This window comes from Stenotrophomonas sp. YJH_SMC_82, assembly GCF_059368875.1.
The window spans coordinates 71,830-93,560 of record NZ_JCAFSE010000005.1 but is presented as its reverse complement, the minus strand read 5'-3'; the positions used below and the strand labels follow the sequence as shown (position 1 = coordinate 93,560).

Here is a 21,731-nt window from a genome sequence, read left to right as displayed (position 1 = left end):
GCACATGACACGAAGAATCATCGACCTGGACACCGTCCAGCCCAACGGCAAACGAGGTGAGACCCAGCGGCCGGCATTCACCAAGATCAACGACAACTTCGCCGAGATCTACGCTGGTCTGGACGACGCGCAATCGGCGCTCATGCATCTGGAAGGCCGCATGGCCGGAAGGAACCCGCTCATCAACGGCGACTTCCGGTTCTGGCAGCGCGGTGCAGTGTTCCCTGCATCCACGGGCTCTCGCTACATCGCTGACCGCTGGGCGGTCAATGCCATCGGCACCAGGGTGGCTGCCTCACGCGAGGATGTGCCTCCAGGCGGCGGCCAGGGAGGGCGCCTGCTGGCTGGGTCGCGCCACCTGCTTCGGCTGGAGGTGCAGAGCGTTGCCGGTGCCGGCAACATGGCGCTGGTCCAACAGCGCATCGAGGATGTCCGGACACTGGCCGGGCGCACCGTCACGATCAGTTTCAAGGCGCGCGCCTCGGTGGACGACTTCCGCATCGGCGTGGAGTTGCAGCAGTCCTACGGAACGGGTGGGTCTACCGCGCGCGACAGCATCGGCGCCTCGGTCGTGCTCGATACGCTGTGGCGATGGCACCAGGTCACCGTGGAAGTTCCCGGTCTTGCCGGCAAGACGCTGGGCCCGGACAGCTACCTGCAACTGAGCTTCTGGCTGGACGCAGGTGCCGATTTCGGCGGCCGCGCGTTCGCCGCCGGGCAGAAGAGCGGCAGCGTGCAAGTGGCCGAAGTGCAGATCGAAGAAGGCGATACCGCCACCGACTTCGACCGCCGGTCCGAAGCACTGGAGCTGCTGTTGTGCCAGCGCTACTACGAGACGGTGGATGTAAACCGGATCATCGGCATCACCTACACCGCCAACGGCGACACGCGAGCGTGCATCCCGTTCAAGGTGCGCAAACGCTCAGCACCCAGAATCTCCTCGCCGTCCACCGCGCTGAACCTGGTGGGCTTCGGCAATGCCGGCAACCTGGTCAACTTCGACGGCGGAGCGCCCAGCTGGCAGTCCACGGTTGACGCGGCAGTCATCGCCTCGATGCCGAACAACATGCAGCTCTGGGGCGCGGTGGTGGTGTGGTCGACCACCTCGCAGGTGCTGGTCCAGGCCGATGCGGAGCTCTGAGCCATGACAACCCCCGCTCCGCAGGCGCCAAAGCACGCCTGCTTCACCACCACTGCCTCGCTGCGCCCAGGCCACCACGTCATCGTGCCGTGCGGCCAGGAACGGTACCCCGTACCACCCCCTCTTCCCAATGCCGCACAGGAGAACACCCCATGATCACCGCCGATGCCCAGCAGCTTGAGCCGGGTGGCCGCATCACCGTCTATGAACTTGACGCCAGCAGTTTCGGCGCCGACAAGCTCTTCTTCCACGCGCACCTGCAGAGTGGCCTCATCTGGTGGCAGGGCCAGGAATATGGCCCCTGGCCGATCGAGGCCAGCGGCTTCGAGCGCACCAGCGACCAGCCGCCGAACCCGCGCCTGCGCGTGAGCAACATCGATGGCCGCATCACCGCCATGTGCCTGTTGTTCGATGACCTGGTCGGTGCACGCATCATCCGCCGGCAGACGCTGGCCAAGTACCTGGATGCCGCCAACTTCGAGGAAGGCAATCCCAGCGCGGATCCTGGCGAGCACTTCCCTGATGAAGTCTGGTTCATCGAGCGCAAGATCGGTGAGGACAAGCAGATGGTCGAGTTCGAGCTGACCACCGCGATCGATCTCAATGGGCAGCAGCTGCCGGGCAGGCAGATCATCGCCGGCATGTGTGGCTGGCTGGTGCGTGGCGGCTATCGCGGCGCGTACTGCGGCTACAACGGTCCAGCGGTGGCCGACAGCGACGACGTCGCCACCGATGATCCGGCGCGTGACCAGTGCGGCGGTCGGGTACGCAGCTGCAAGCTGCGCTTCGGCCAGGACAAGCCGCTGCCCTATGGCGGCTTCCCCGCCGCGGGCCTGTTGCGCTCCTGATCGATCCCCTCCCGATTCCACTTTCCAGGCCCGCCCGCGCGGGCCTTTTTCATGGGTGAAACATGCAACCGACAACCCTGCAGGCCATCCAGGCGCACGCCGTGGCCGAGTACCCGCGCGAATGCTGCGGGCTGATCGTGGCCATTGAAGGCCACGAACGCTATCTTCCCTGCCGCAACGTGGCCGCCACGCCCAGCGAGCATTTCCGCCTGCCCGCTGAGGACTATGCCGTGGCCGAGGACAAGGGCGAGGTGCTGGCTCTGGTGCACAGCCATCCCGATGCCGCCGCAACGCCGTCCGACGCCGATCGGGTCATGTGCGAGCGCAGCGGGCTGACCTGGCACATCGTCAGCGTCGGCCAGGTAACAGGCGAGGCACCGCTGTGCGGTGATCTGCAGACCCTGCATCCCACGGGCTACATGGCACCGTTGGTCGGTCGCCAGTTCGCCCACGGTGTGCTGGACTGCTACAGCCTGGTCCGCGATTTCCACGCACGCGAACTGGGCATCCCGCTGTCCGAGTACGAACGCCAGGACGACTGGTGGAGCCACGGCCAGGACCTGTACAGCCTTGAACGGCTGCACGCCGAGGGCTTCGACCTGATCGAGGGCGAGCCGCAGCGGGGCGACATGATCCTGATGCAGATCCGCTCGCCGGTCACCAACCACGCGGGCATCTACCTCGGCGACGGGCAGATGCTGCATCACCTGCATGGCCGCCTGTCCGAGACCGTACCGTACGGCGGCATGTGGGCCGAGCGCACCCGTTGCATCGTCCGCCATCGCGAGGTGCGCCATGACTGACCGTCTTCGTACGATCCGCCTGTACGGCAAGCTGGGTGCGCGCTTTGGGCGCAGGTTCCGGCTGGCGGTGAACAGCCCGGCCGAGGCGGTGCATGCGCTGTGCACGATGTTGCCGGGATTCCAGCAGTACCTGATGGGCGCAAAGGCCAAGGGCATGGAGTTTGCCGTGTTCAACGGGCGGCAGAACCTGTCGCGGGATCAGCTGCACGACCCGCCGGGACAGGATGACATCCGCATCGCGCCGGTGCTGGTGGGCAGCAAGCGGGGCGGTGTACTGCAAACCATCATTGGCATCGTGCTGATCGTTGTGGGGAGCTACACATCTTGGGCTGGCGGAGCTGCACTGGTATCAACCGGCGTCAGCATGGTGGTTGGCGGGATCACCCAGATGCTCTCCCCCCAGCCGAAAGGCCTGGGCGCCAAAGACACACCCGAAAACGCACCCAGCTACAGCATGAACGGCACCGTCAACACGCAGGCGCAAGGCAACCCCGTGCCGGTCGCCTATGGCGGCCATGACACCAAGGGCATGTTCATCGGCTCGGCCGTGATCAGCGGCGGCATCCTGGCGGAGGACCAGTTTTGAATCAGACCACTCATCCCACGCCGCGCACGCGTGGCGCAGCCACGCCAGTGCTGGCGGGTGCCAAGAAGGGCGCGAGCAACGCCCGAACCCCGGTCGAAACCGCCGACAGCCTGCACTCGATGGCGGTGGCCCGCATCATCGACCTCGCCAGCGAGGGCGAGATCCGTGGCCTGGTCGCCGGCAAGCAGTCGATCTACCTGGACCAGGTGCCGATCGAGAATCCGGACGGCACGCTGAACTTCTCCGGCGTGGACGTGCAGACGCGTTCCGGCACCCAGGACCAGGACCACATCAGCGGCTTCCCCTCCATCGAGAACGAAGTCGGGGTCAACGTCGAGCTGCGCAGCGATGCGCCGGTGGTGCGCACCGTATCGGGTGCCGATCTGTCAGCCGTCCGTATCCGCTTTGCGGTGCCGGCGTTGCAGAAGACCAACACCGAGAACGGTGATACCGAAGGCTACCGGATCATGTACGCGGTGGATCTGTCCACCGACGGCGGCCCGTTCAGCACGGTGCTGACCGATGCCTTCAGCGGCAAGACCACCAGCCAGTACGAGCGCAGCCGCCGCATCGATCTGCCTGCCGGCAGCCAGTGGCAGGTGCGCATCCGCCGGCTGACCGCCAACGCCAACAGCAGCACCATCGCCGATACCATCAACGTGCTGTCGATGACCGAGATCATCGATGCCAAGCTGCGCTATCCGAACTGTGCGCTGGCGGCGGTGCAGGTTGATGCCAGCCAGTTCCAGAACATTCCCACCCGGTCCTACCAGCTGTGGGGCCGCATCGTACGCATCCCCTCCAACTACGATCCGCTCAGCCGTCTCTACAGCGGTGTGTGGGACGGTACCTTCAAGAGTGGCTGGACCAACAATCCGGCCTGGGTGTTCTTCGACATCGTCACCAACGATCGCTTCGGCCTGGGCCATCGTGTTCCGCTGGACTGGGTGGACAAGTGGCGGCTGTACCAGATCGCGCGCTACTGCGATGAACTGGTCAGCGATGGCCAGGGCGGCAAGGAGCCGCGCTTCACCTGCAGCCTGTATCTGCAGACTCGCGCCGAGGCCTACCGCGTGCTGCAGGACATCGCCACCATGTTCCGCGGCATCAGCTTCTATGCGGCGGGGCAGGTGATGGCCTCGGCCGACATGCCCAAGGACCCGGTGCTGACCTACAGCCAGGCCAACGTCATCGAAGGGCGCTTCCACTATGCCGGCAGCAGCCGAACGGCGCGGCACACGGTGGCCCTGGTGTCGTGGATCGATCCGGACGACTTCGGCCGGCAGAAGGTCGAAGTGGTGCAGCACCTGCCTGGCGTGGCCCGCTACGGCATCAACCAGACCGAAGTGACGGCGGTGGGCTGCCACTCACGTTCGCAGGCGCAGCGCGTGGGCAACCACATCCTGCATACCGAGATGCTGGAAACCGAGACGATCAGCTTCTCGGTGGGCCTGGATGCGCTGGGCTGCATGCCCGGTGATGTGATCCAGGTGGCCGACCCGAACCGCGCCGGCCGCCGCAATGCGGGCCGCATCCGTAGTGCGGGCACGCGCAGCCTGGTGCTGGACCGCATGCCGGAACAGATCGCGGCCGGTGACACCCTGCGTGCCACCCTGCCCAGCGGGCAGACCGAAGCACGCACGGTGCAGTCGGTGGACGGCGAGACGGTGACCGTCAGCGCGCCCTGGTCGGCGGTGCCGGTGGCGCAGTCGGTCTGGGCATTGGAATCGCCGGAGCTGGCCCTGCAGCACTATCGCGTGCTGTCGATCAGCGAAGGCGAGGACCTGACCTATCAGATCACCGCGCTCAAGCACGTGCCGGGCAAGTACGCCGCCATCGACGACGGCACGCGCCTGGAGCAGCCGCCGATCAGCATCATCCCGCCCAGCGTGCAGCCGGCACCGGCCAACGTGCGGATGGCCTCGCATGTGGTGGTCGACCAGGGCATCGCTACCTCCGTGCTCACGATCGAGTGGGATGCTGCGGACAAGGCGATCGGTTATGACGTGGAATGGCGCCGTGGCGATCTCAACTGGGTCCGCGCTGGTCGCGTCGGGACGCAAAGCCTGGAAGTGCGGGGCGTCTACGCAGGCGAGTATCTGGCCCGCGTACGCGCGGTCAATGCGCTGGGCGCGGTGTCGCAGCCGACGCTCAGCGCGCTCACCACCATTGAAGGCAAGACGACGCCGCCCCCCTCGCTGGCATCGTTGACCAGCACTGCCCGCCCCTTCGGCATCGCACTGTCCTGGGGCTTCCCCGCAGGTGCAACCGATACCGAACGGACCGAACTCTGGTACAGCACTGGCCCCAATCGCGAGAGCGCGATCAAGCTGGGCGACTTCGCCTACCCGCAGGCCCAGCACCAGATGAACGGCCTGGCCGCTGGCGCGCGCTTCTGGTTCTGGGGACGGCTGGTGGATCGAAGTGGCAACATCGGCCCGTGGTATCCGGCGCAAGCCGGGGTGATGGGTGAGTCCAGCAGCAACCCGGATGACTACGACGCCTACTTCGCCGGCCGCATCAACGAAAGCGCGCTGGGTCAACAGCTGAAGGGCAAGATCGAGCGCGTCACCGAAGTGCTGCCGCTGGTCTGGGATGCCTCGGCAATCTACACCCCGGGCCAGACCGTCATCCACGACGGCCGGATCTGGAGCTGGCAGGGCGCCGCTGCAGGCAACGAGACGCCGCCGGGCAGCCACTGGAAGAGCATCGGCGACGCGATCGCCGAGGCGGGCGCCATCGTCGGCCGTGTCGACCAGCTGGAAATGGACGTGACCGACGTCGATGGCAAGGTGGCTGCGCAGGGGCAGAAGGTCGATGGCCTGTTCGCCCAGGTCAGCGACCACAGTGCCGGCGAGGAGGACTACAACGTCGGCGAGAACGATGTCAGCGCCGGCGCCATCACCGTCTACAGCGTGATGGCCGAGAAGGACGCGGCACTGGCCAAGCGCGTGGACACGGTCGAAGCGTCCATCGAAGGTGTTCCAGGCAAGATCGAGGGCGTCAGCGCCGCGGTCCAGCAGGTCTCGCAGGCCGTGGTCAACCTGGATGGCAAGGTCAGCGCGACCTATACGGTCAAGGCGCAGATCACCAGCGCCGGGCAGATCTACATGGCCGGCATGGGTCTGGGCGTGGAGCAGCAGCCAGATGGCAGCTACCAGAGCCAGATCCTGATGCAGGCCGATCGCTTCGCGCTGATCAACGAGAGAAATGGACAGATCACCACGCCCTTCGTGGTCGAGAACGGCCAGACCTTCATCAGTCAGGCATTGATCGGGAACGGCAGGATCCAGAACGCGATGATCGGTGATTTCATCCAGTCCAACGCGGTGGGTGCGAGAGGGCAGCCACGCTGGCGGTTGGACAAGAGCGGCGCGATGACGATGACCGGCCCCGACAATGGTGGCTATCTGACCATCGTCAACAACGTGATCCAGGTATTTGATGCAGCAGGAACGCTGCGCGTGCAGATGGGGGTGTGGTAATGCCAGTCGGAATCCAGGTTTTCAATGCGGATGGCAGTCTAGGCTATGACCCGCAAGGCAGGTTGTTCCGCGTGCTTGCAAGCATCCAGTACAGCACGGTCGACGGCAGCGCAGCCTTCTCCCGGCAACCGGAAGATACCGATCTGACGGCGGTTGCTCGCGGCAGGTATGCCCCGGACTTCTCCATCGACGTGGCCTCCGGCATCGTCAGCTGGCGTCACGTCAATGTTCCCGCCAAGGACCGCTATCCCGGCATCGTCGAAATATGGGCCCGCTGATATGACTGCAGGAATCAAGATCATCAATGACTGGGGCACCGTACTGATCGACGATGCCTTCCCGACACTCGCCATGCTGGCTCAAGGCACTACCACGCTGGATGGCGAAGGAAGCAGGTACATCGGCAACCATGCCGGCATGGTTGCCGTGCGTTCGACCTCGGTGGTTGGAAGCCAGTACTACAATCAGATCGACGGCTATTCGGCTGGGCTGTATCTGTTTGGTCCGCCCGGCGCAGTGGTGCAGTGGTATGTGTACGCGCCACCGCAGGAGCCACCAAGCAATTTTGGACTGATCATCCGTGACGGTGCCGGCCGCCTGATGTTCGACGCAGGCCGGAAAGCCGCGCGGGTGGCTGGCCTTCGTTCTGCGTCGACACGGCCTGGCTGGCAGGGGAGCGCCCAGTTTGATCCTGGACGTGCCTGGGCAGTGATGCCCCTGGTTCACGCGTACGATTCGGCGAACACGTTCCAGCGATGGGGCGATCCGCAGGAATACCTGCAACACGAGGACGTAAGTGTTTCCGGAGGGGCGGTCAACGGTGGAACCATCACGTTCGGGATGACGCAGACGGCGCGGCGTACCTACGGCCCCTACTACGGACTACCTCTACCCACCCGGTTCACCTATACCGGGAACAATGCAGCCCTCGCGGTGCTTGATGTAACCGGCTACTAGTGTCGGCCATGCTGGCCGAGATCGGCCTGCTCGAGTTGATCGAACAGGTGGGCGGGGGCGGCGGCGGGCACTGACGCTTCCGCGTTCGCGTCTGAGACGACGCGCACGCATTCTGAAGCCGGTCAGGCACCTGAAACCGTCGCTGTCGTAGCATTGCCCGCGTGATGGGGCCGATGGACGGCCCCGCGTTGACGGGCCACGTGCCTGGATGCCAAGGAGATGCAAGCAATGCAGGGAACAAACCACCTTCCAGCGGCCCCCCGCGAAACGTTCGGCAGGGCCGGGGCCACCGCGCTTGCGCTGGCCCTGGGCCTCAGCCTGGCAGCATGCCAGGCCAAGAGCCCGGAGGCGGATACGGCAGTTGCCCCCGCCGCCGCCGCGCCCGCCACCGCATCGCCGCCCGCCACTGCAGAGCCTGCACGCGCCGCACCTGCCACGACAGCGGCCGATGCCGATGATCAGGACATGCCGCCGCAGCGCCCGGATGATTCCTACAACAAAGCCACGCTGCGGCCGCAGTACGCCACGTGCGTGAACTCCAGCGGCGGCGAGACCCCCGCACTGCAGGCGTGTGGCGATGAGGAGCTTGCCTGGCAGGAGCAGCGACTCGAGCAGGCCTTCATGAAGATCGTCGACGGTCCCGATGGCAAGGACAAGGATAGGCTGATGGACGAGCAGGCCGCCTACATGTCCGATACCAATCGCTACTGCAGCTGGAACCCTGCCGAAGACGGGCAGGGGCAGATGCTGGACGCGCAGTCCTGCCGGATCAATCGCACCGCCAACCGTGCCGACGTGCTGCAGGCACTGACCTCGAAGTAATTCCCCCGCAAAGGAGTGCAGGAAAATGGATGTTGTGACCCAGGCAAAGCAGGCAATGGACAACTGGCATCGCGGCCAGACGTCGGCGCATTTCGAAACCGGAGGTCGCGGCCCCGGCCACGTTTCCACCGGCAGGGGCGACCATGGCGGCGTGTCGTATGGCAGTTACCAGTACGCCACCAACGTTGGCGGCGTGGATGAGTACGTCGCCGCCTCGCGCTATGGCAACCGCTTCAACGGCCTGCAGGCAGGAACCCCGGCCTTCACCGAACGCTGGAAGGAAGTGGCGGCCGCCGATCCGGCAGGGTTTGCCAGGGACCAGCACGACTTCATCCAGCACAAGTACTACGACGTGCAGATGGGCCGCCTGAAGGATGTGGGCATCGATCTCTCCGGCCGTGGTGCGGCCGTGCAGGATGCGCTGTGGAGCACCTCGGTGCAGTACCGCGGCATGACCCGGTCGGTGTTCCAGAAGGGCCTGCAGCAGGCCTATGGCGAAGACTTCAAGCTGACTGAGCTGAGTGACGAGCAGATCGTCCGCGCGGTGCAGGACTACAAGCACGCCAATGTGCAGGTGCACTTCCAGAGCTCGCCCACCCTGTGGGATTCGCTGCGTGATCGTGCGCTCACCGAGAAGACCGCACTGGTCGGGCTGGCGCGCTACGACCAGGTCAACCACAACCCCGAGGCTTACCGGGGCAAGGATTACCAGCAGGTGTTCGGTGAACCTGAGCCCGGCCAGCGCGGCCAGCGTGCGGCGGCATCGGCGATGGCCGACGGCGTGCTGGCACCCGGCGAGCGTGGTACCGAGGTCCAGACCCTGCAGGCCAAGCTGATCCAGGCCGGCCATAGCGGTCGCAACGGGCAACCGCTGACAGCCGATAGCCACTACGGTGCCAATACCGAGCATGCAGTGCGCGAGTTCCAGCAGGCGCATGGACTGACCGTCGATGGCAAGGCCGGCCGGCAGACCCTGCAGGCCCTGGATACGGCGGTACGCGAGCACACGCCGGCGCAGCCTGTGGCACCGGCCACGCCTGCACCGGTCACTCCTGCTGCGGCACCCGCACCCGCGACTGCGCGGGAAGCCGATGCCGCCGCCGCGCCCGGTGGCCAGCGCATCGTCGTGGTCGAACCCTTTGGCAACGGCAGCAGCAACCGCACACTGCGCCATGGCACCAGTGGCGAGGATGCCTATCGCGAACTGAAGATCCATCACCCCAACACCAATGCCGAGGCCGTGCGCACCGGCAATGCCGCCAAGGCTGACCGCCCGTCGGCCATGGTCGAGGGCGAACTGGAAACGGTACGGACCCGCGGTGATCGCAACGGCATCCCGCTGGTGCACAAGGATCTGATCCTGAGCAATGCGCGCGGCGATCGGGAGGTGATGATTCCCAATCCGGTCGCCGGGTATGTCCAGGTCAACAATGACAAGTGGAATTCGATCAGCATCTGGAGCCATCCGGCCGGGCATCCGCAGCGCGAACTGGTCGGGCAGGTGCTGCACGGTGCGCGTGGAACCACCCCTTACAAGACCGGTGATTTCGTCGAGTACGGTGCGCCGTTGATCCGCCAGTCCGATGCCGGTACCCCGGGTGCCGTGCACGCTCATATCGAGCTCGAGCCCGATCAGTACCGCAGGTTCCTGGGTGACATGCTCAACGACCGCATCACCCTGGGCGGCAAGGTCCACGCGCAGGGCCCTGAGGCCGCGCAGGCCGCACGCAGTGCACAGCAGGCGCCGATGGCCGATGGCGTGCTGAAGCAGGGCGAGCGCGGCGATGAGGTCAAGGCCCTGCAGGGCAAGCTGGCGGCGCTGGGCTACGCCGGGGCCGACGGCAAGCCGCTGCACGCCGATGGCGTGTATGGCAAGGACACCTTTGCAGCGGTCAAGCAGTTCCAGGCCAACAATGGCCTGGACGACGATGGCAAGGCCGGCCGCAGGACCCTGGCGCAGGTCGATGCCCCCAACGCGGTGAAGGCCGGTATCGCGCCGGCGGCACCGGCCCAGGCCGAACCTGCAGCGCCGGCCAGCATGCGCGACGCCGGGCATGCCGACAACGCGCGCTTCGGCCAGGCTTTGGAGAAGCTGCAGGCGCTCGAACAGCAGCGCGCCCAGGCCGGCCTGAAGCCGCTGTTCGCCAACCCGCAGGAAGCCGAACGAGCGGCTGGCCAGCTGGCCTACGAAAGCAAGGTGTCCGGCATGCGCCAGATCGACCATGTCGTGGCCCGCCCGGACGGCACCGGCCTGTTCGCGGTGCAGGGCGAGCTGGGTGACCCGGCAGCGCAGCGGACCTTTGTCGACCGCCAGCAGGCGGTGTCGCACTCGGTCGAGGCCAGCAGCCGGCAGAGCGAAGCGCTGGACAGTCAGTTCAACCAGCGTGCGCAGGAACAGCAGCAGGAACACGTTCGCAACCGCGGGTTGTAAGCCACGCGGTGTCCCCGGGGCCGGTCGAGCGGCCAGCCCCGGAGCCACCCGCCGCCATTCAGCCGTCCGGTGTAAACTATTGATCTCACTGGCAATGCCAGTCTTCGCGATCAACACCCCGATGCCGTCCGCCACCGCCCGTTACGCCGATTCCCTGCGCCTGTCCGTTGCCCCCATGATGGACTGGACCGATCGCCATTGCCGCGTGTTCCATCGCGTGCTGGCACCGGGTGTGCGCCTGTACACGGAAATGGTGCACGCCAACGCGGTCATCCACGGCGATCGCGAGCGCCTGCTCGGCTTCGACCGCAGCGAACAGCCGCTGGCGCTGCAGCTGGGGGGCAGCGATCCCGCGCTGCTGGCGCAGGCTGCGCGCATCGCTGCCGACTGGGGCTACGACGAGGTCAACCTCAACTGCGGCTGCCCGTCCGACCGCGTGCAGGCCGGGCGCTTCGGCGCCTGCCTGATGCGCGAGCCGATGCTCGTGGCCGAGTGCGTGGCGGCGATGGTCGATGCCGTCGAGATCCCGGTGACGGTGAAGTGCCGCCTGGGCGTGGACGAGGACAACGACTACGACGTGTTCGCCGCCTTCGTCGACCGCCAGGTCGCCGCAGGTGCCGCGATGGTGGTGGTGCACGCGCGCAACGCGTGGCTGAAGGGCCTGTCGCCGAAGGAGAACCGCGAGGTTCCGCCGCTGAAGTACGACTGGGCCTACCGCCTGAAGCAGGAGCGCCCGGCGCTGCCGGTGGTGCTCAACGGCGGCCTGGCCAGCGTCGAGGTGGTGCAGGCGCAGGCCGCGCACGTCGATGGCGTGATGCTGGGCCGCGCGGCCTACCACGATCCCTACCTGCTGCATCAGCTGGAGGCGCTGCAGACCGGCGCCCCGCTGCAGGCCCGCGGCGACCTGCTGCGCGCGCTGCGCCCCTACGTGGAAGCGCGCTTGGGCGAAGGCCTGGCGCTGAAGCACATCACCCGCCACCTGCTCGGCCTGTTCCATGGCCAGCCCGGTGGCCGCGCATTCCGCCAGGTGCTGAGCGAGGGCGCACACCGCCCGGGCGCCGATTGGAGCCTGGTCGAGCAGGCGCTTGCCGCGACCGAACGCGACGCTGATCGCGCCGCAGCGTGACCGCTGTCACATTCCTGACTTGACAAGGCGCGGCGATTCGTTCCGAATGTTCACCTAGCTGAACATCGCGAGGTCGCGGCCGGAAAAGTTCAGACCGGATTCACTGCCCCAAACCAAGAATTTGCAAAGGATTTGTAAAGCGCCGGGCCCCGAACCCGGCATCCGGATTTACGACTTTTGAACGAATCGCCGTGCTCGGCTAGGATCGCATCGATGTCTTCCGCTCCCTTCCATCGCCGCATTGCCCTGGCCACCTGCGTGGTCCTGTCGGCCGTGCCGCTGTCGTCGGCGCTGGCACAGCAGCCGCCGCGGGGTGAGCAGGGGCGTGCGGAGATGATGGAGCGGGGCGAGCGCGGCAACCGTGGCGACGAGCGTTCGCTGTCCGATGCCGTGCGCCGCGTGCAGCGCACCACGGGTGGTCACATCCTCGGTGCCGAGCGCGTGCCGTTCGATGGTCGTGATATCAACCGGGTGAAGTACATGGACGACCGGGGCCGGGTCCGCTACATGGACGACCCCGCCCCGTCGCGTTCACAGCCGCGCACGCCGCGGTCGGATATGTCATCACTACGCGGCGATAACCCCTGAACAGGGATAGTTGTCGCTATCAACCCGTACCCCACAGGCCTCCGGGCCACACCCAGGACACTAGGGAGAGTTCATGCGTATCCTTCTGGTCGAAGACGAAGCCCCGCTGCGTGAGACCCTGGCAGCCCGGCTCAAGCGCGAAGGCTTTGCCGTCGATGCTGCGCAGGACGGCGAGGAAGGCCTCTACATGGGGCGCGAAGTTCCGTTCGATGTCGGCATCATCGACCTCGGCCTGCCCAAGATGTCGGGCATGGAGCTGATCAAGGCCCTGCGTGATGAAGGCAAGAAGTTCCCGGTGCTGATCCTGACCGCGCGTTCGAGCTGGCAGGACAAGGTCGAGGGCCTGAAGCAGGGTGCCGACGATTACCTGGTCAAGCCGTTCCACGTCGAAGAGCTGCTGGCCCGCGTCAACGCGTTGCTGCGCCGCGCCGCTGGCTGGAGCAAGCCGACCCTGGAATGCGGCCCGGTCGCATTGGACCTCGCCGCCCAGACCGTCAGCGTGGCCGGCAGCAATGTCGACCTGACCAGCTACGAGTACAAGGTGCTGGAGTACCTGATGATGCATGCCGGTGAACTGGTCTCCAAGGCCGACCTCACCGAGCACATCTACCAGCAGGACTTCGACCGCGACTCGAACGTGCTGGAGGTGTTCATCGGTCGCCTGCGCAAGAAGCTGGACCCGGATGGCGAACTGAAGCCGATCGAGACCGTACGCGGTCGCGGCTACCGTTTCGCGATCCCGCGCAACGAGGGCTGAGCTGGCTCACCCTGGCGATAACACGATGTCCGGCCGTCTGTGGTTCTTCCGACGCTGGCGGCCGCGCTCACTGCAGGCGCGCCAGATGCTCGCCGCGTCCGTGGGCCTGGTGGCGTTCCTGGCCCTGGCCGGTTACGCGCTCGACGCCGCCTTCGCCGACACGGCGAAGGCGAACCTGCGTGAGCGCCTGAAGAACTACGCCACCTCCTACGCGGCCGGCATCGACTTCACCCGCGACCGCTCGCTGTACATCCGCGAGCAGCCGCCGGATTCCCGCTTCGACGTGCCCGGCAGTGGCCTGTACCTGCAGGTAGTGATGCCGCACGGCAAGGGCAATTCGATGTCCGCTGAAGGCCCGATGCTGCCCACCGTCGGCGGCGGCCTGCTGGCACCGCGTCAGGAGGTGTTCGAAGGCCCGCTGCCGATGATCCAGATCGACGGCAGCCAAGGCTCGGTGTACCGCTACGGCCTCGGCCTGGTCTGGGGCGCCGACGCCGATCCTGCCACCGAATTCCCGTACACCATCTATGTGATGGAAGACTCGCGCGCGCTGGGTGCCCAGCTGCGCGTGTTCCGTGGCCGCGTCTGGTTCTACCTGGGCGGCATCGGCCTGATCCTGCTGCTGCTGCAGACCGTCATCCTGCAGTGGAGCCTGCGCCCGTTGCGCCGGGTGATCACCGAGCTGACCAAGGTGCAGCGCGGCGAGACCGAGCGCATGAGCGAGCGCCACCCACGAGAGCTGGAACCGCTGACCGACAGCATCAATGCCTTCATCGAAAGCGAGCGCGAGAACCTCGAGCGCCAGCGCAACACCCTGGCCGACCTGGCGCACAGCCTGAAAACGCCGATTGCGGTGTTGCGCACGCAGATGGACAGCGGTGCCGGCGACGGCGCGCTGCGCGAGGAACTGGACGTGCAGCTGCAGCGCATGAACAACCTGGTTTCGTACCAGCTGGCACGCGCGGCCTCGTCGGGCCACAAGCTGTTCTCCGCGCCGCTGCCGATCGAGTCCAATGCCGAGGAAATCGTGCGTGGCCTGGAAAAGGTCTACGCTTCCAAGGGCGTGCTGTGCGAATTCGATATCGATCCGGCCGCACGCTTCCACGGCGAACCGGGCGACCTGCAGGAACTGCTCGGCAACCTGCTGGAGAACGCCTTCAAGTGGGCCAACCGCCGCGTGCTGCTGACCGCGCAGCCGCTGCCGGCCCCGAACGCGCGCCGCGCCGGCCTGCTGCTGGCGGTGGATGACGACGGCCCGGGCATTGCCCCGGACGACATCGGCAAGGTGCTGCAGCGTGGCGTACGTGGCGACGAGCGCGTGCAGGGCCACGGCATCGGCCTGTCGATCGTGCAGGACCTGATCAAGGATTACCGCGGCGAACTGACCGTGGGCCGTTCGGCCGAACTGGGCGGCGCCCGCTTCGAAGTGCGCCTGCCGCCAGGGCCGTAAGCCTCGTTGATCGGTAGTGCTGGCCGCTGGCCGGCAACCAAGCAATGCCATCGAAGATCATGGGGTTGCCGGCCAGCGGCCGGCACTACCGCATTGCGATCCTGGGCGGCTCGCCGTAGAACCGTCGCAGCTGCGCCGCCACCTCCGGCAACGCCTGCTGCAGCAGATCCGGTGCCGAGAAGTGGTACTCGCTGGCCACCGCGAATAATTCTTCCGGCGCCTCGGCCGCATACGGATCGATCAGCGTCTCTTCGCCTGCGTCCACCTGCGCACAGAACGCGTCGTAGGCGCGCTGGAACGTGCCCGCCCACTCGCGCTGCCATTCGCGCGGCAGCGGCGGCGTACCGTCCATCGCACCATCGAGCGCATCCAGCTTGTGCACCATCTCGTGCACCGCCACGCAGTAGCCCTCGTGCGGCGCCGCCAGGTCGGCCTGCACATCGGCCCAGGACAGGATCAACGGACCGCTGTCCCACGACTCGCCGATCAGCTCGTCATCCCACTCGTGCAGCACGCCAGCCGCATCCATGTGGCTGCGGTGCACGCGGAAGGCATCGGGGTAGACGATCAGCTGCGACCAGCCCTCCAGCCCCACCTCACCGAACGCCAGCAGCGGCAGGCAGCACAGCGCGGCCAGCAGCACGCCGTCACCGGCCTGCAGCTGCAGCTCACCGATCGGGGTGATGGTCTTCTCGTGCAGGAAGCGCGTGGCCAGTACGCGCAGGCGCGCGCGGCGTTCGTCGTCCAGTCCGTGCAGCCAGGCCGCGCGGCGGCAGGCGTGTTCCCACAGTGCATCGTCGATCGGCCGCGGCGTAGGCCGCAGCCACTGCAGCAACGACTTGATCAGCGGAACATTCCCGGCAGGTAGCTGTGCCACTTCGGCGCACGGATGCGCTGCAGCACGTCATCGTCGCTGCCGCCGCCCCCGGTGCTGGTGGCACTGCTGGCCGCAGGGCGTACCGGTGTCGGCTTGGTGGTCGCAGCCGAGGCAGTCGCGGTCGGCGCGCGCTGCGAGGCGGCATCACCGTTGGAGGACACGCAGGCGCCGCGGCTGTCGTCCAGCGCTGCCGTCGCAGACGCCGCGAAGGGCATCATCAGCAGGATCAGGCAATGGGCATAACGGCGCATTGACGACATCCACGTTAAGGGAGGGTGAGTTCCCGATTCTAGCCCGAACCCGGCGCCCCGTTGGAAGCCCCCGCGGAACCCAGCGTGGCGGGCGTCGCTGGCGGCTTTCCCGCATAATTCCTGCCTGACTTCGTGGAAGCTGCCGTGGACGATCGCCAATTGCTGGCCAAACTCGCTGCCGGTCGCCTGTCCGGCGACGCCCTGGCCCGTGAGCTGGGCCAGACCCGTGCGGCTATTTGGAAGCGTATTCAAGGGCTTAGGGCCGCCGGTGTGGATGTCGAGGGCCGTGCCGGCGAGGGCTATGGCCTGACCCGCCCGGTTGACCTGCTGGACCCGGCAGCGATCTGTGCTGGCCTGCCGGCCGGGGTTCTGCCGCTGCTGCACGACCTGCAGGTGGCCTGGACGGTGGACTCCACCAACGCTGAATTGCTGCGGTGCAGCGCGCCCCAGCGCGGGGTCAGCGTGCTGCTGGCCGAACGCCAGACCGGTGGCCGTGGCCGTCGTGGCCGCACCTGGGCCTCGCCGCTGGCCGCGCATATCTACCTGTCGGTGCTGCGCCTGTACTCCGGTGGCCTCGGCCGCCTGGCCGGGCTGAGCCTGGTGGCCGGCATCGCCGTGGCTGAAGCGCTGCACGACCTGGGCTATGCCCAGGCACAGCTGAAGTGGCCGAACGACCTGATCGTCGATGGCAAGCGCAAGCTGGTCGGCCTGCTCGCAGAAGGCGGTGGCGAATACGCCGGCCCGGCGCGCGCGGTGATCGGCATCGGCATCAACACGCACATGCCGCCGTCGTTCGCCGAGCAGATCAGCCAGCCGTGGGTGGACCTGGACACCCTGGCCGGCAAGCCGGTGGACCGCAACGTGGTCGTTGCCGCCGTGCTGGCCCGTCTGCTGCCGGCGCTGGAGGAATTCGATCGCGAAGGCCTCGCTCCGTTCCTGCCGCGCTACGCCGCCTTCGACATGCTGGCCGGCCGCGAAGTACGCGTGGAACTGGACGGGCAGTGGCAGCACGGTACCGCGCTTGGCCTGGCCGATGACGGCGCATTGCGCGTGCGCATCGATGGCCAGGAGCGCCTGCTGCACGCCGGCGAAGTCAGCGTGAGGGCAGCATGAGCGATTGGTTGTTCGACCTCGGCAACTCGCGCTTCAAGTTCGCGCCGTTGCAGGGTGACCGTGCCGGTGACGTGCAGGCTTGGGCGCATGGCGCCGAAGGGATGGCCAGGCAGCCGCCGCACAGCCTGCCCAGCGGTACCACCGCGTTCGTGGCCAGCGTGGCCGCACCCTCGCTGACCAGCGCCATGCTGGACCAGCTGCAACGCCGCTTCGAAAACGTGCACGTGGTGCGCACCAGCGCCGAATGCGCCGGTGTGCGCATTGCCTACGCCAAGCCGGAAAAGTTCGGCGTCGACCGCTTCCTGGCCCTGCTGGCTGCCGCAAAGGCACAGCGCCCGGTGCTGGTGGTCGGCGTGGGCACCGCGCTGACGATTGACCTGCTCGACGCCGACGGCCAGCACCACGGTGGCCGCATTTCCGCGTCGCCCACGACCATGCGCGAAGCGCTGCACGCCCGCGCCGTGCAGCTGCCGGCTGCCGGCGGCGACTACAGCGAGTTCGCCAACGACACCGCCGATGCGCTGGCCTCCGGTTGCGATGGCGCTGCGGTGGCGCTGATTGAACGCAGTGCGCAGCAGGCGCAAGCGCTGCTGGGCGTAGCGCCCTCGCTGCTGGTGCACGGTGGCGGCGCACCGGCACTGATGCCGTTGCTGCCGGGTGCCGACTACCACCCCTCGCTGGTGCTGGATGGCCTCGCCCGCTGGGCGGTGCACCAGCCCGCAGGCTAGTATCCGCGCATGCTGACCCGTGCCCTGATCGTCGTACTGGCCGTTCTCAATCTTGGCGTCGCCTGCTGGTGGCTGCTGCGCGATGCACCGCAGCCGCCTGCGCCTGCACCGCAACCGGCTGGTGTCGCCGAGCTGCGCTGGGTGCCCGGTGGCGCGGATGCCAATGCCGCAGCCGAGGCCACCGCCGCCGCCCCGACCGCACCGCTGATGGAGCGCGAACCGGCCGCGAAGACCGCAGTGGCTGCGACGCCCGCACCCGCGCCGGCCGTGCCGGCCAAGCCGGAAATTCCCAAGCCGCAGACGGCTGACGCTACGCCGGTTGCTGCCGCCGCCAAGCCGGCAACACCGCCTGCACCCGTTCCGGCACCGGAAAAGCCCGTAACCCCGCCCGCGGCCGCCGAGCCGCCGCGCTGCGTCGCGCTGGGTCCGTTCGCCGACCGCGCCGCCGCGACCACTGCGCAAGGCAAGGCCGGCCCGCTGCTCAGCCAGGCGCGCCTGCGCGAACAGCCCGCTGCCAGCGGCAGCGCCCGTTACCGGGTGATGCTGGCGGCCGCCGCCAACCGTGATGAAGCGCAGGCCACCGTGAAACGTATCGTCGCCGCCGGCCTGAGCGACTACTACATCATCAGCCAGGGGGAGGAGGCCAACGCCGTGGCGCTGGGCCAGTACCGCAATCGCGAAGGCGCCGAGCGCCGCATGGCAGCGGTGCAGGCCGCCGGCTTCCAGCCGCGCCTGGTGGCCAGCGGCGACGCCGGCCAATGGTGGCTGGAAGGACAACTGGCGGCGGGTACGCAGCCGGCCCAGGCCCAGCAGCGCAGCGGGGCGGCACAGAGCCGGTCGCTGGAATGCACGCGGTTGCGCTAGAATCCCCGGACCGCGGCGCTGCCGCCGGTGCACCACCCATGCCGCTTTAGCTCAGTTGGTAGAGCAACTGTCTTGTAAACAGTAGGTCATCCGTTCGATTCGGATAAGCGGCACCACTCGGGAAGTGCCGAAACGCCTTTAAATCAGGGGTTTCAACGAAAAAGGCCAGCGCGGTGCGCTGGCCTTTTTGCGTCTACCGGGAAAATTACCGGGAAAATTAGCGGCTTTTTTTGGTTTCACGGCCGCTTTTACCACCGGTACGGAATGGTCGTACAGCTGACGCATGGCCTCGGTCACGTGGCCGCCAGCGGCCTTGTCCTCGCTGTCCGTGATTCCTCGATGTTTCAGGCCGTGGAGCGCGAAACGCCGGTCCTTCTCGATCACGTCCCCCGCAATCGCGCGGCGGACCAGGCGTTGCCAGGCGCTGTCGAGGGCTGATTTCGTGAGCGGAGTGCCGGACTCCGAAACGAGAAGTCGTCGCTGCTCCGGTTTGATCGGTACCGGCCGCCCATGCGCCTTCATCCGTTCGTCCCGGTAGGACTGTAGCCACTTCACGGCCGCGCGCAGATCCTTGGTCCTTGCCATAAGAGGCACGCGCGTCCCCTGGACGACATTCTCGGCACAATCGCCGCTGAGCATTTGCTGCGTCCGTCTATTGGTACAAACCTTGCGTCCGTCCGCATCCCGCAGCTCGACCAGGCCAACGAGAACGATATCAACCTCCTAACGCGCTTGGAGAAGCGCTTCGATGCGGCGGTCACGGTGAAGGCCGGCGCGCTGATCTTCGCGCCCATCGGCGCCTGCACTACCGCCAGCGGCCAGCCGCTTGCCGGTGTCCAGATCACTCGCGCATCCGGCGCCAACACCGCTACACCGTGGCCGACCGCGAGAAGTACACGGCGTGCGGGCGTACTGTGGCGACCGCAAGGCCGCGCGTCGCGCCAGCGTTCTGGCGGGCACGTCAGAGAACGAGAAGAAGCCGCAGCCCACGTACGCCATTGTGGACGAAGCGCGCCAGCATGCAGACGCAGAGTTCAAACGACTGGGGCGCGCACGGCCCGGCTCGGTTGCCGCCTCGCGCTCGGCCGCGCCGATATCTATCCAGAGCAGGTGGTGGCGGTGAGCGGGTTCAAATCCAAAATCGATGGAACCGATTGGCTGGTGTCTAAAGCCACCCACAACATTGCCGGTGGTGGGGAGTTTATAAGTAGCTTGGAGCTTGAACGCGGCGGCATTTCATAGTGGCTGCACCGCAAACAGCGAATGGCCTGAATCAATGGCATGGCACGTGTAGATTTCCACATCGCCACGATTAGTGAAGAGTTGTCTCACTCGCCGTTCCACCTGCTTCTTTAGACGCAGCCCCATCTCAAAATGATTCATATCTTGAGCCGCAACTACGAACACTGCATACGCTGAGATCTCAGGTTCAGTGTCGAAGGTTTCTATCAGGCGTTCGAATAGCTCCCTATCACTCGCACTGAAGAATGCTCTTAGATGGACAGCAATCGCTCCCGTAACCGTGCCATCAGATTGATGGATTACGGCGGTTGCCCCTGCATCGTCAACGCTCAGTATCCTGTCGGCGTGCCGCTCCAAAAGAAAGTGGAAACCCTTGGCCTCAATTGGGTTTGCAAGCAATTTGGTGGCTGCATTAAGGCGCGTCAAACGCTCCTTTCGCCAGCGCTTTTCTTCTGTTTTCTCCGCGTCTTCAATGGTTCGTTTAGTTAGTGTTGCGCCTAGGTGTGACCGTGCATTCCTGGCGAAGGTTGCGAGGGTGTACATACCAAAGTTCTTTACGCCCGCGACCCGTCTCATCTCCATAACCAGCTCAGGCTGGGGCTTCTTACCGCCTGAGCTTCTGGTCTCTAACCACCAATCCTCCTTAACATCAGAGGTCACGAAGATCAGATTATCCACGCCCTGCGATTTGCAGTGACCGAGCAGCTGCGACCACACCATATAGTCTCCGTACTGCCGCTGGTACTGCAGTCCGTCAACGTAGTGCGATCCTGTCTTGGCCGTGTCGAGCGTCCCAGGCCCAAGGCCCTTTTCATAGCGCGCCTTAGCGTTCTCTTCCGCTGTATCCACCGCATCCTGATTGGCAGGTCGAAGTCCGACTCGGTCTTGCAAAAGGCTCTGAAGGAACGTCCTGACCGTGTCCTCTTCTCGCGGCGCGATATAGCTCTCCCGCTCCGCCTTCGCGAGGTTCTTCATCTTGGTCACCTGCTGCCCTAGCTCCTCGATGTGCGTTGACATCTCCGCCCAGCAGGCACGCTCGCCGTACTTCTCCTTGCTGATACTATTCTTGAATTCGCCCCAAGCCCTTCCAACGTGGTCGGCCATTTCCCCCGCCGCCGCGTACTCCGACTGAAGAACCTTCAGTCGATTGGAGTGGTACTCGACCATCACATGGTAGGGCACCCATAATCTGGGCTGCACCATCTTCAACACGTCGATGATCTCCTCTCGAGATGACCTCGGCATGCGGTAGAGACCCAGCAGTACGTTTGTGTCAAGCGCGATAACTGCGTTTGCCCAAAGCCGTTGGGTTTCCTCCGCAGTAGGCTCGAAATAGCCGATGAACTCCGTTCTCACGTACCCTCCTTATTTCCCTGTGCGCCCTCGAGAGGGCAGCTGCTGGGCATCGTGCCACAGAACAGCGGTGGCTTTGGCCCGATCCGGGACGCGGCGACGGTGTGGGCTGCGATGGAGCTTGCCCCGCTGCAGACACGCATGACAGCGATGAACCAATAGTGAGGCCAAGAGGTGATCCGCTTCGACGCATTCGAGCTGGCAGCGGCGGCGTCATAGATGCAGCGCTACTGTGTCTATATTCGCTTGCCGTCCAAGGCAAATGGCGCTTATTTGGTGACAGGCCGCCGATTCCAGAGAGGGAAGGCC

At 66.0% G+C, this 21,731-nt stretch carries 21 protein-coding genes, 1 tRNA gene and 1 pseudogene; 19 read left to right on the top strand and 4 right to left on the bottom strand.

Annotated elements, in window-relative coordinates:
- Positions 1-4: 4 nt before the first annotated feature.
- The 13 genes from AC5P53_RS17950 (at position 5) to AC5P53_RS17890 (ending at position 14,994) form a co-directional block, all read left to right on the top strand.
- Complete coding sequence (locus AC5P53_RS17950; RefSeq protein ID WP_049441826.1) at positions 5-1,141, top strand: hypothetical protein; 1,137 nt, start codon at positions 5-7, stop codon at positions 1,139-1,141.
- Positions 1,142-1,293: 152 nt separating this feature from the next.
- Positions 1,294-1,989 carry a phage minor tail protein L gene (locus AC5P53_RS17945; RefSeq protein WP_014645608.1) on the top strand — a complete coding sequence of 232 codons (696 nt, stop codon included), beginning with the start codon at positions 1,294-1,296 and terminating at the stop codon, positions 1,987-1,989.
- A 62-nt stretch (positions 1,990-2,051) separates the two neighbouring features.
- Positions 2,052-2,792: a C40 family peptidase gene (locus tag AC5P53_RS17940; RefSeq protein WP_014645609.1), complete on the top strand. Its 741-nt coding sequence runs from the start codon at positions 2,052-2,054 to the stop codon at positions 2,790-2,792.
- Positions 2,785-3,378 carry a tail assembly protein gene (locus AC5P53_RS17935; protein ID WP_049405454.1) on the top strand — a complete coding sequence of 198 codons (594 nt, stop codon included), beginning with the start codon at positions 2,785-2,787 and terminating at the stop codon, positions 3,376-3,378. Before AC5P53_RS17940 ends, AC5P53_RS17935 begins: the two co-directional genes overlap by 8 nt.
- A complete protein-coding gene (locus AC5P53_RS17930; RefSeq protein ID WP_495227478.1) occupies positions 3,375-6,863 on the top strand; it encodes a TipJ family phage tail tip protein in 3,489 nt (1,162 codons plus the stop codon). The genes AC5P53_RS17935 and AC5P53_RS17930 overlap by 4 nt, the downstream gene beginning before the upstream one ends.
- The gene (locus AC5P53_RS17925) at positions 6,863-7,141 is read left to right on the top strand and encodes a hypothetical protein (protein ID WP_049405458.1); all 279 of its coding nucleotides are present in this window, start codon (positions 6,863-6,865) and stop codon (positions 7,139-7,141) included. The genes AC5P53_RS17930 and AC5P53_RS17925 overlap by 1 nt, the downstream gene beginning before the upstream one ends.
- 1 nt (position 7,142) lies before the next feature.
- Positions 7,143-7,820, top strand: a complete 678-nt coding sequence (locus AC5P53_RS17920) for a hypothetical protein (protein WP_032956264.1) — start codon at positions 7,143-7,145, stop codon at positions 7,818-7,820.
- A 465-nt stretch (positions 7,821-8,285) separates the two neighbouring features.
- Entirely contained in the window at positions 8,286-8,642 is a 357-nt protein-coding gene (locus AC5P53_RS17915; protein ID WP_065428057.1) for a lysozyme inhibitor LprI family protein, read from the top strand.
- A 25-nt stretch (positions 8,643-8,667) separates the two neighbouring features.
- On the top strand, positions 8,668-11,073 hold the full coding sequence (locus tag AC5P53_RS17910; protein ID WP_241887682.1) for a VgrG-related protein: 2,406 nt from the start codon (positions 8,668-8,670) through the stop codon (positions 11,071-11,073).
- A gap of 94 nt (positions 11,074-11,167) precedes the next feature.
- Complete coding sequence (dusA, locus tag AC5P53_RS17905) at positions 11,168-12,199, top strand: tRNA dihydrouridine(20/20a) synthase DusA (RefSeq protein ID WP_168708234.1); 1,032 nt, start codon at positions 11,168-11,170, stop codon at positions 12,197-12,199.
- Positions 12,200-12,412: 213 nt separating this feature from the next.
- Positions 12,413-12,787, top strand: coding sequence for a hypothetical protein (locus tag AC5P53_RS17900; RefSeq protein WP_014645619.1), 375 nt, complete (start codon positions 12,413-12,415; stop codon positions 12,785-12,787).
- A gap of 73 nt (positions 12,788-12,860) precedes the next feature.
- Positions 12,861-13,544 carry a response regulator transcription factor gene (locus AC5P53_RS17895; RefSeq protein WP_004136763.1) on the top strand — a complete coding sequence of 228 codons (684 nt, stop codon included), beginning with the start codon at positions 12,861-12,863 and terminating at the stop codon, positions 13,542-13,544.
- 25 nt (positions 13,545-13,569) lie between these two features.
- Positions 13,570-14,994 carry an ATP-binding protein gene (locus tag AC5P53_RS17890; RefSeq protein ID WP_014645620.1) on the top strand — a complete coding sequence of 475 codons (1,425 nt, stop codon included), beginning with the start codon at positions 13,570-13,572 and terminating at the stop codon, positions 14,992-14,994.
- An 85-nt stretch (positions 14,995-15,079) separates the two neighbouring features.
- Here AC5P53_RS17890 and AC5P53_RS17885 read toward each other — a convergent pair whose 3' ends face one another.
- Positions 15,080-15,871, bottom strand: coding sequence for a M90 family metallopeptidase (locus AC5P53_RS17885; RefSeq protein ID WP_241887681.1), 792 nt, complete (start codon positions 15,869-15,871; stop codon positions 15,080-15,082).
- Positions 15,838-16,122: a hypothetical protein gene (locus AC5P53_RS17880; RefSeq protein ID WP_046428091.1), complete on the bottom strand. Its 285-nt coding sequence runs from the start codon at positions 16,120-16,122 to the stop codon at positions 15,838-15,840. The genes AC5P53_RS17885 and AC5P53_RS17880 overlap by 34 nt, the downstream gene beginning before the upstream one ends.
- Positions 16,123-16,266: 144 nt before the next feature.
- On the opposite strand from AC5P53_RS17880, the gene birA reads away from it, so the two are divergent.
- From birA to AC5P53_RS17860, 4 genes are all read left to right on the top strand, one after another.
- On the top strand, positions 16,267-17,235 hold the full coding sequence (birA, locus tag AC5P53_RS17875; protein ID WP_241887680.1) for a bifunctional biotin--[acetyl-CoA-carboxylase] ligase/biotin operon repressor BirA: 969 nt from the start codon (positions 16,267-16,269) through the stop codon (positions 17,233-17,235).
- Positions 17,232-17,963, top strand: a complete 732-nt coding sequence (locus AC5P53_RS17870) for a type III pantothenate kinase (RefSeq protein WP_142235556.1) — start codon at positions 17,232-17,234, stop codon at positions 17,961-17,963. The genes birA and AC5P53_RS17870 overlap by 4 nt, the downstream gene beginning before the upstream one ends.
- A 9-nt stretch (positions 17,964-17,972) precedes the next feature.
- Positions 17,973-18,827 carry an SPOR domain-containing protein gene (locus AC5P53_RS17865; protein WP_241887679.1) on the top strand — a complete coding sequence of 285 codons (855 nt, stop codon included), beginning with the start codon at positions 17,973-17,975 and terminating at the stop codon, positions 18,825-18,827.
- A 40-nt stretch (positions 18,828-18,867) separates the two neighbouring features.
- Positions 18,868-18,943, top strand: a tRNA-Thr gene (locus tag AC5P53_RS17860).
- Between the two features lie 22 nt (positions 18,944-18,965).
- On the opposite strand, the gene AC5P53_RS17855 is transcribed toward AC5P53_RS17860, so the two are convergent.
- Entirely contained in the window at positions 18,966-19,466 is a 501-nt protein-coding gene (locus AC5P53_RS17855; protein ID WP_241887678.1) for a site-specific integrase, read from the bottom strand.
- Between AC5P53_RS17855 and AC5P53_RS17850 the strand changes: the two genes are divergently transcribed.
- Positions 19,467-20,069 (top strand): hypothetical protein, encoded by a 603-nt coding sequence (locus AC5P53_RS17850; protein ID WP_495227477.1) that lies wholly within the window; start codon positions 19,467-19,469, stop codon positions 20,067-20,069. It begins immediately after the preceding gene.
- Here AC5P53_RS17850 and AC5P53_RS17845 read toward each other — a convergent pair.
- Positions 20,064-21,425 (bottom strand): PIN-like domain-containing protein, encoded by a 1,362-nt coding sequence (locus AC5P53_RS17845; RefSeq protein WP_241887677.1) that lies wholly within the window; start codon positions 21,423-21,425, stop codon positions 20,064-20,066. The two genes, AC5P53_RS17850 and AC5P53_RS17845, sit on opposite strands and share 6 nt — an antisense overlap.
- A 36-nt stretch (positions 21,426-21,461) precedes the next feature.
- Between AC5P53_RS17845 and AC5P53_RS17840 the strand changes: the two are divergent.
- A pseudogene (locus tag AC5P53_RS17840) lies at positions 21,462-21,641 on the top strand (phage portal protein); the annotation flags it as partial.
- Between the last annotated feature and the right edge of the window lie 90 nt (positions 21,642-21,731).

What these genes read in the sequence shown, in the direction of transcription:
- AC5P53_RS17950 (WP_049441826.1), top strand. Translation starts at nt 5, where the DNA reads ATGACACGAAGAATCATCGACCTGGACACCGTCCAGCCCAACGGCAAA.
- AC5P53_RS17945 (WP_014645608.1), top strand. Translation starts at nt 1,294, where the DNA reads ATGATCACCGCCGATGCCCAGCAGCTTGAGCCGGGTGGCCGCATCACC.
- AC5P53_RS17940 (WP_014645609.1), top strand. Translation starts at nt 2,052, where the DNA reads ATGCAACCGACAACCCTGCAGGCCATCCAGGCGCACGCCGTGGCCGAG.
- AC5P53_RS17935 (WP_049405454.1), top strand. Translation starts at nt 2,785, where the DNA reads ATGACTGACCGTCTTCGTACGATCCGCCTGTACGGCAAGCTGGGTGCG.
- AC5P53_RS17925 (WP_049405458.1), top strand. Translation starts at nt 6,863, where the DNA reads ATGCCAGTCGGAATCCAGGTTTTCAATGCGGATGGCAGTCTAGGCTAT.
- AC5P53_RS17920 (WP_032956264.1), top strand. Translation starts at nt 7,143, where the DNA reads ATGACTGCAGGAATCAAGATCATCAATGACTGGGGCACCGTACTGATC.
- AC5P53_RS17915 (WP_065428057.1), top strand. Translation starts at nt 8,286, where the DNA reads ATGCCGCCGCAGCGCCCGGATGATTCCTACAACAAAGCCACGCTGCGG.
- AC5P53_RS17910 (WP_241887682.1), top strand. Translation starts at nt 8,668, where the DNA reads ATGGATGTTGTGACCCAGGCAAAGCAGGCAATGGACAACTGGCATCGC.
- dusA (WP_168708234.1), top strand. Translation starts at nt 11,168, where the DNA reads ATGCCAGTCTTCGCGATCAACACCCCGATGCCGTCCGCCACCGCCCGT.
- AC5P53_RS17900 (WP_014645619.1), top strand. Translation starts at nt 12,413, where the DNA reads ATGTCTTCCGCTCCCTTCCATCGCCGCATTGCCCTGGCCACCTGCGTG.
- AC5P53_RS17895 (WP_004136763.1), top strand. Translation starts at nt 12,861, where the DNA reads ATGCGTATCCTTCTGGTCGAAGACGAAGCCCCGCTGCGTGAGACCCTG.
- AC5P53_RS17890 (WP_014645620.1), top strand. Translation starts at nt 13,570, where the DNA reads ATGTCCGGCCGTCTGTGGTTCTTCCGACGCTGGCGGCCGCGCTCACTG.
- AC5P53_RS17880 (WP_046428091.1), bottom strand. Translation starts at nt 16,122, where the DNA reads ATGCGCCGTTATGCCCATTGCCTGATCCTGCTGATGATGCCCTTCGCG.
- AC5P53_RS17870 (WP_142235556.1), top strand. Translation starts at nt 17,232, where the DNA reads ATGAGCGATTGGTTGTTCGACCTCGGCAACTCGCGCTTCAAGTTCGCG.
- AC5P53_RS17865 (WP_241887679.1), top strand. Translation starts at nt 17,973, where the DNA reads ATGCTGACCCGTGCCCTGATCGTCGTACTGGCCGTTCTCAATCTTGGC.
- AC5P53_RS17855 (WP_241887678.1), bottom strand. Translation starts at nt 19,466, where the DNA reads ATGCTCAGCGGCGATTGTGCCGAGAATGTCGTCCAGGGGACGCGCGTG.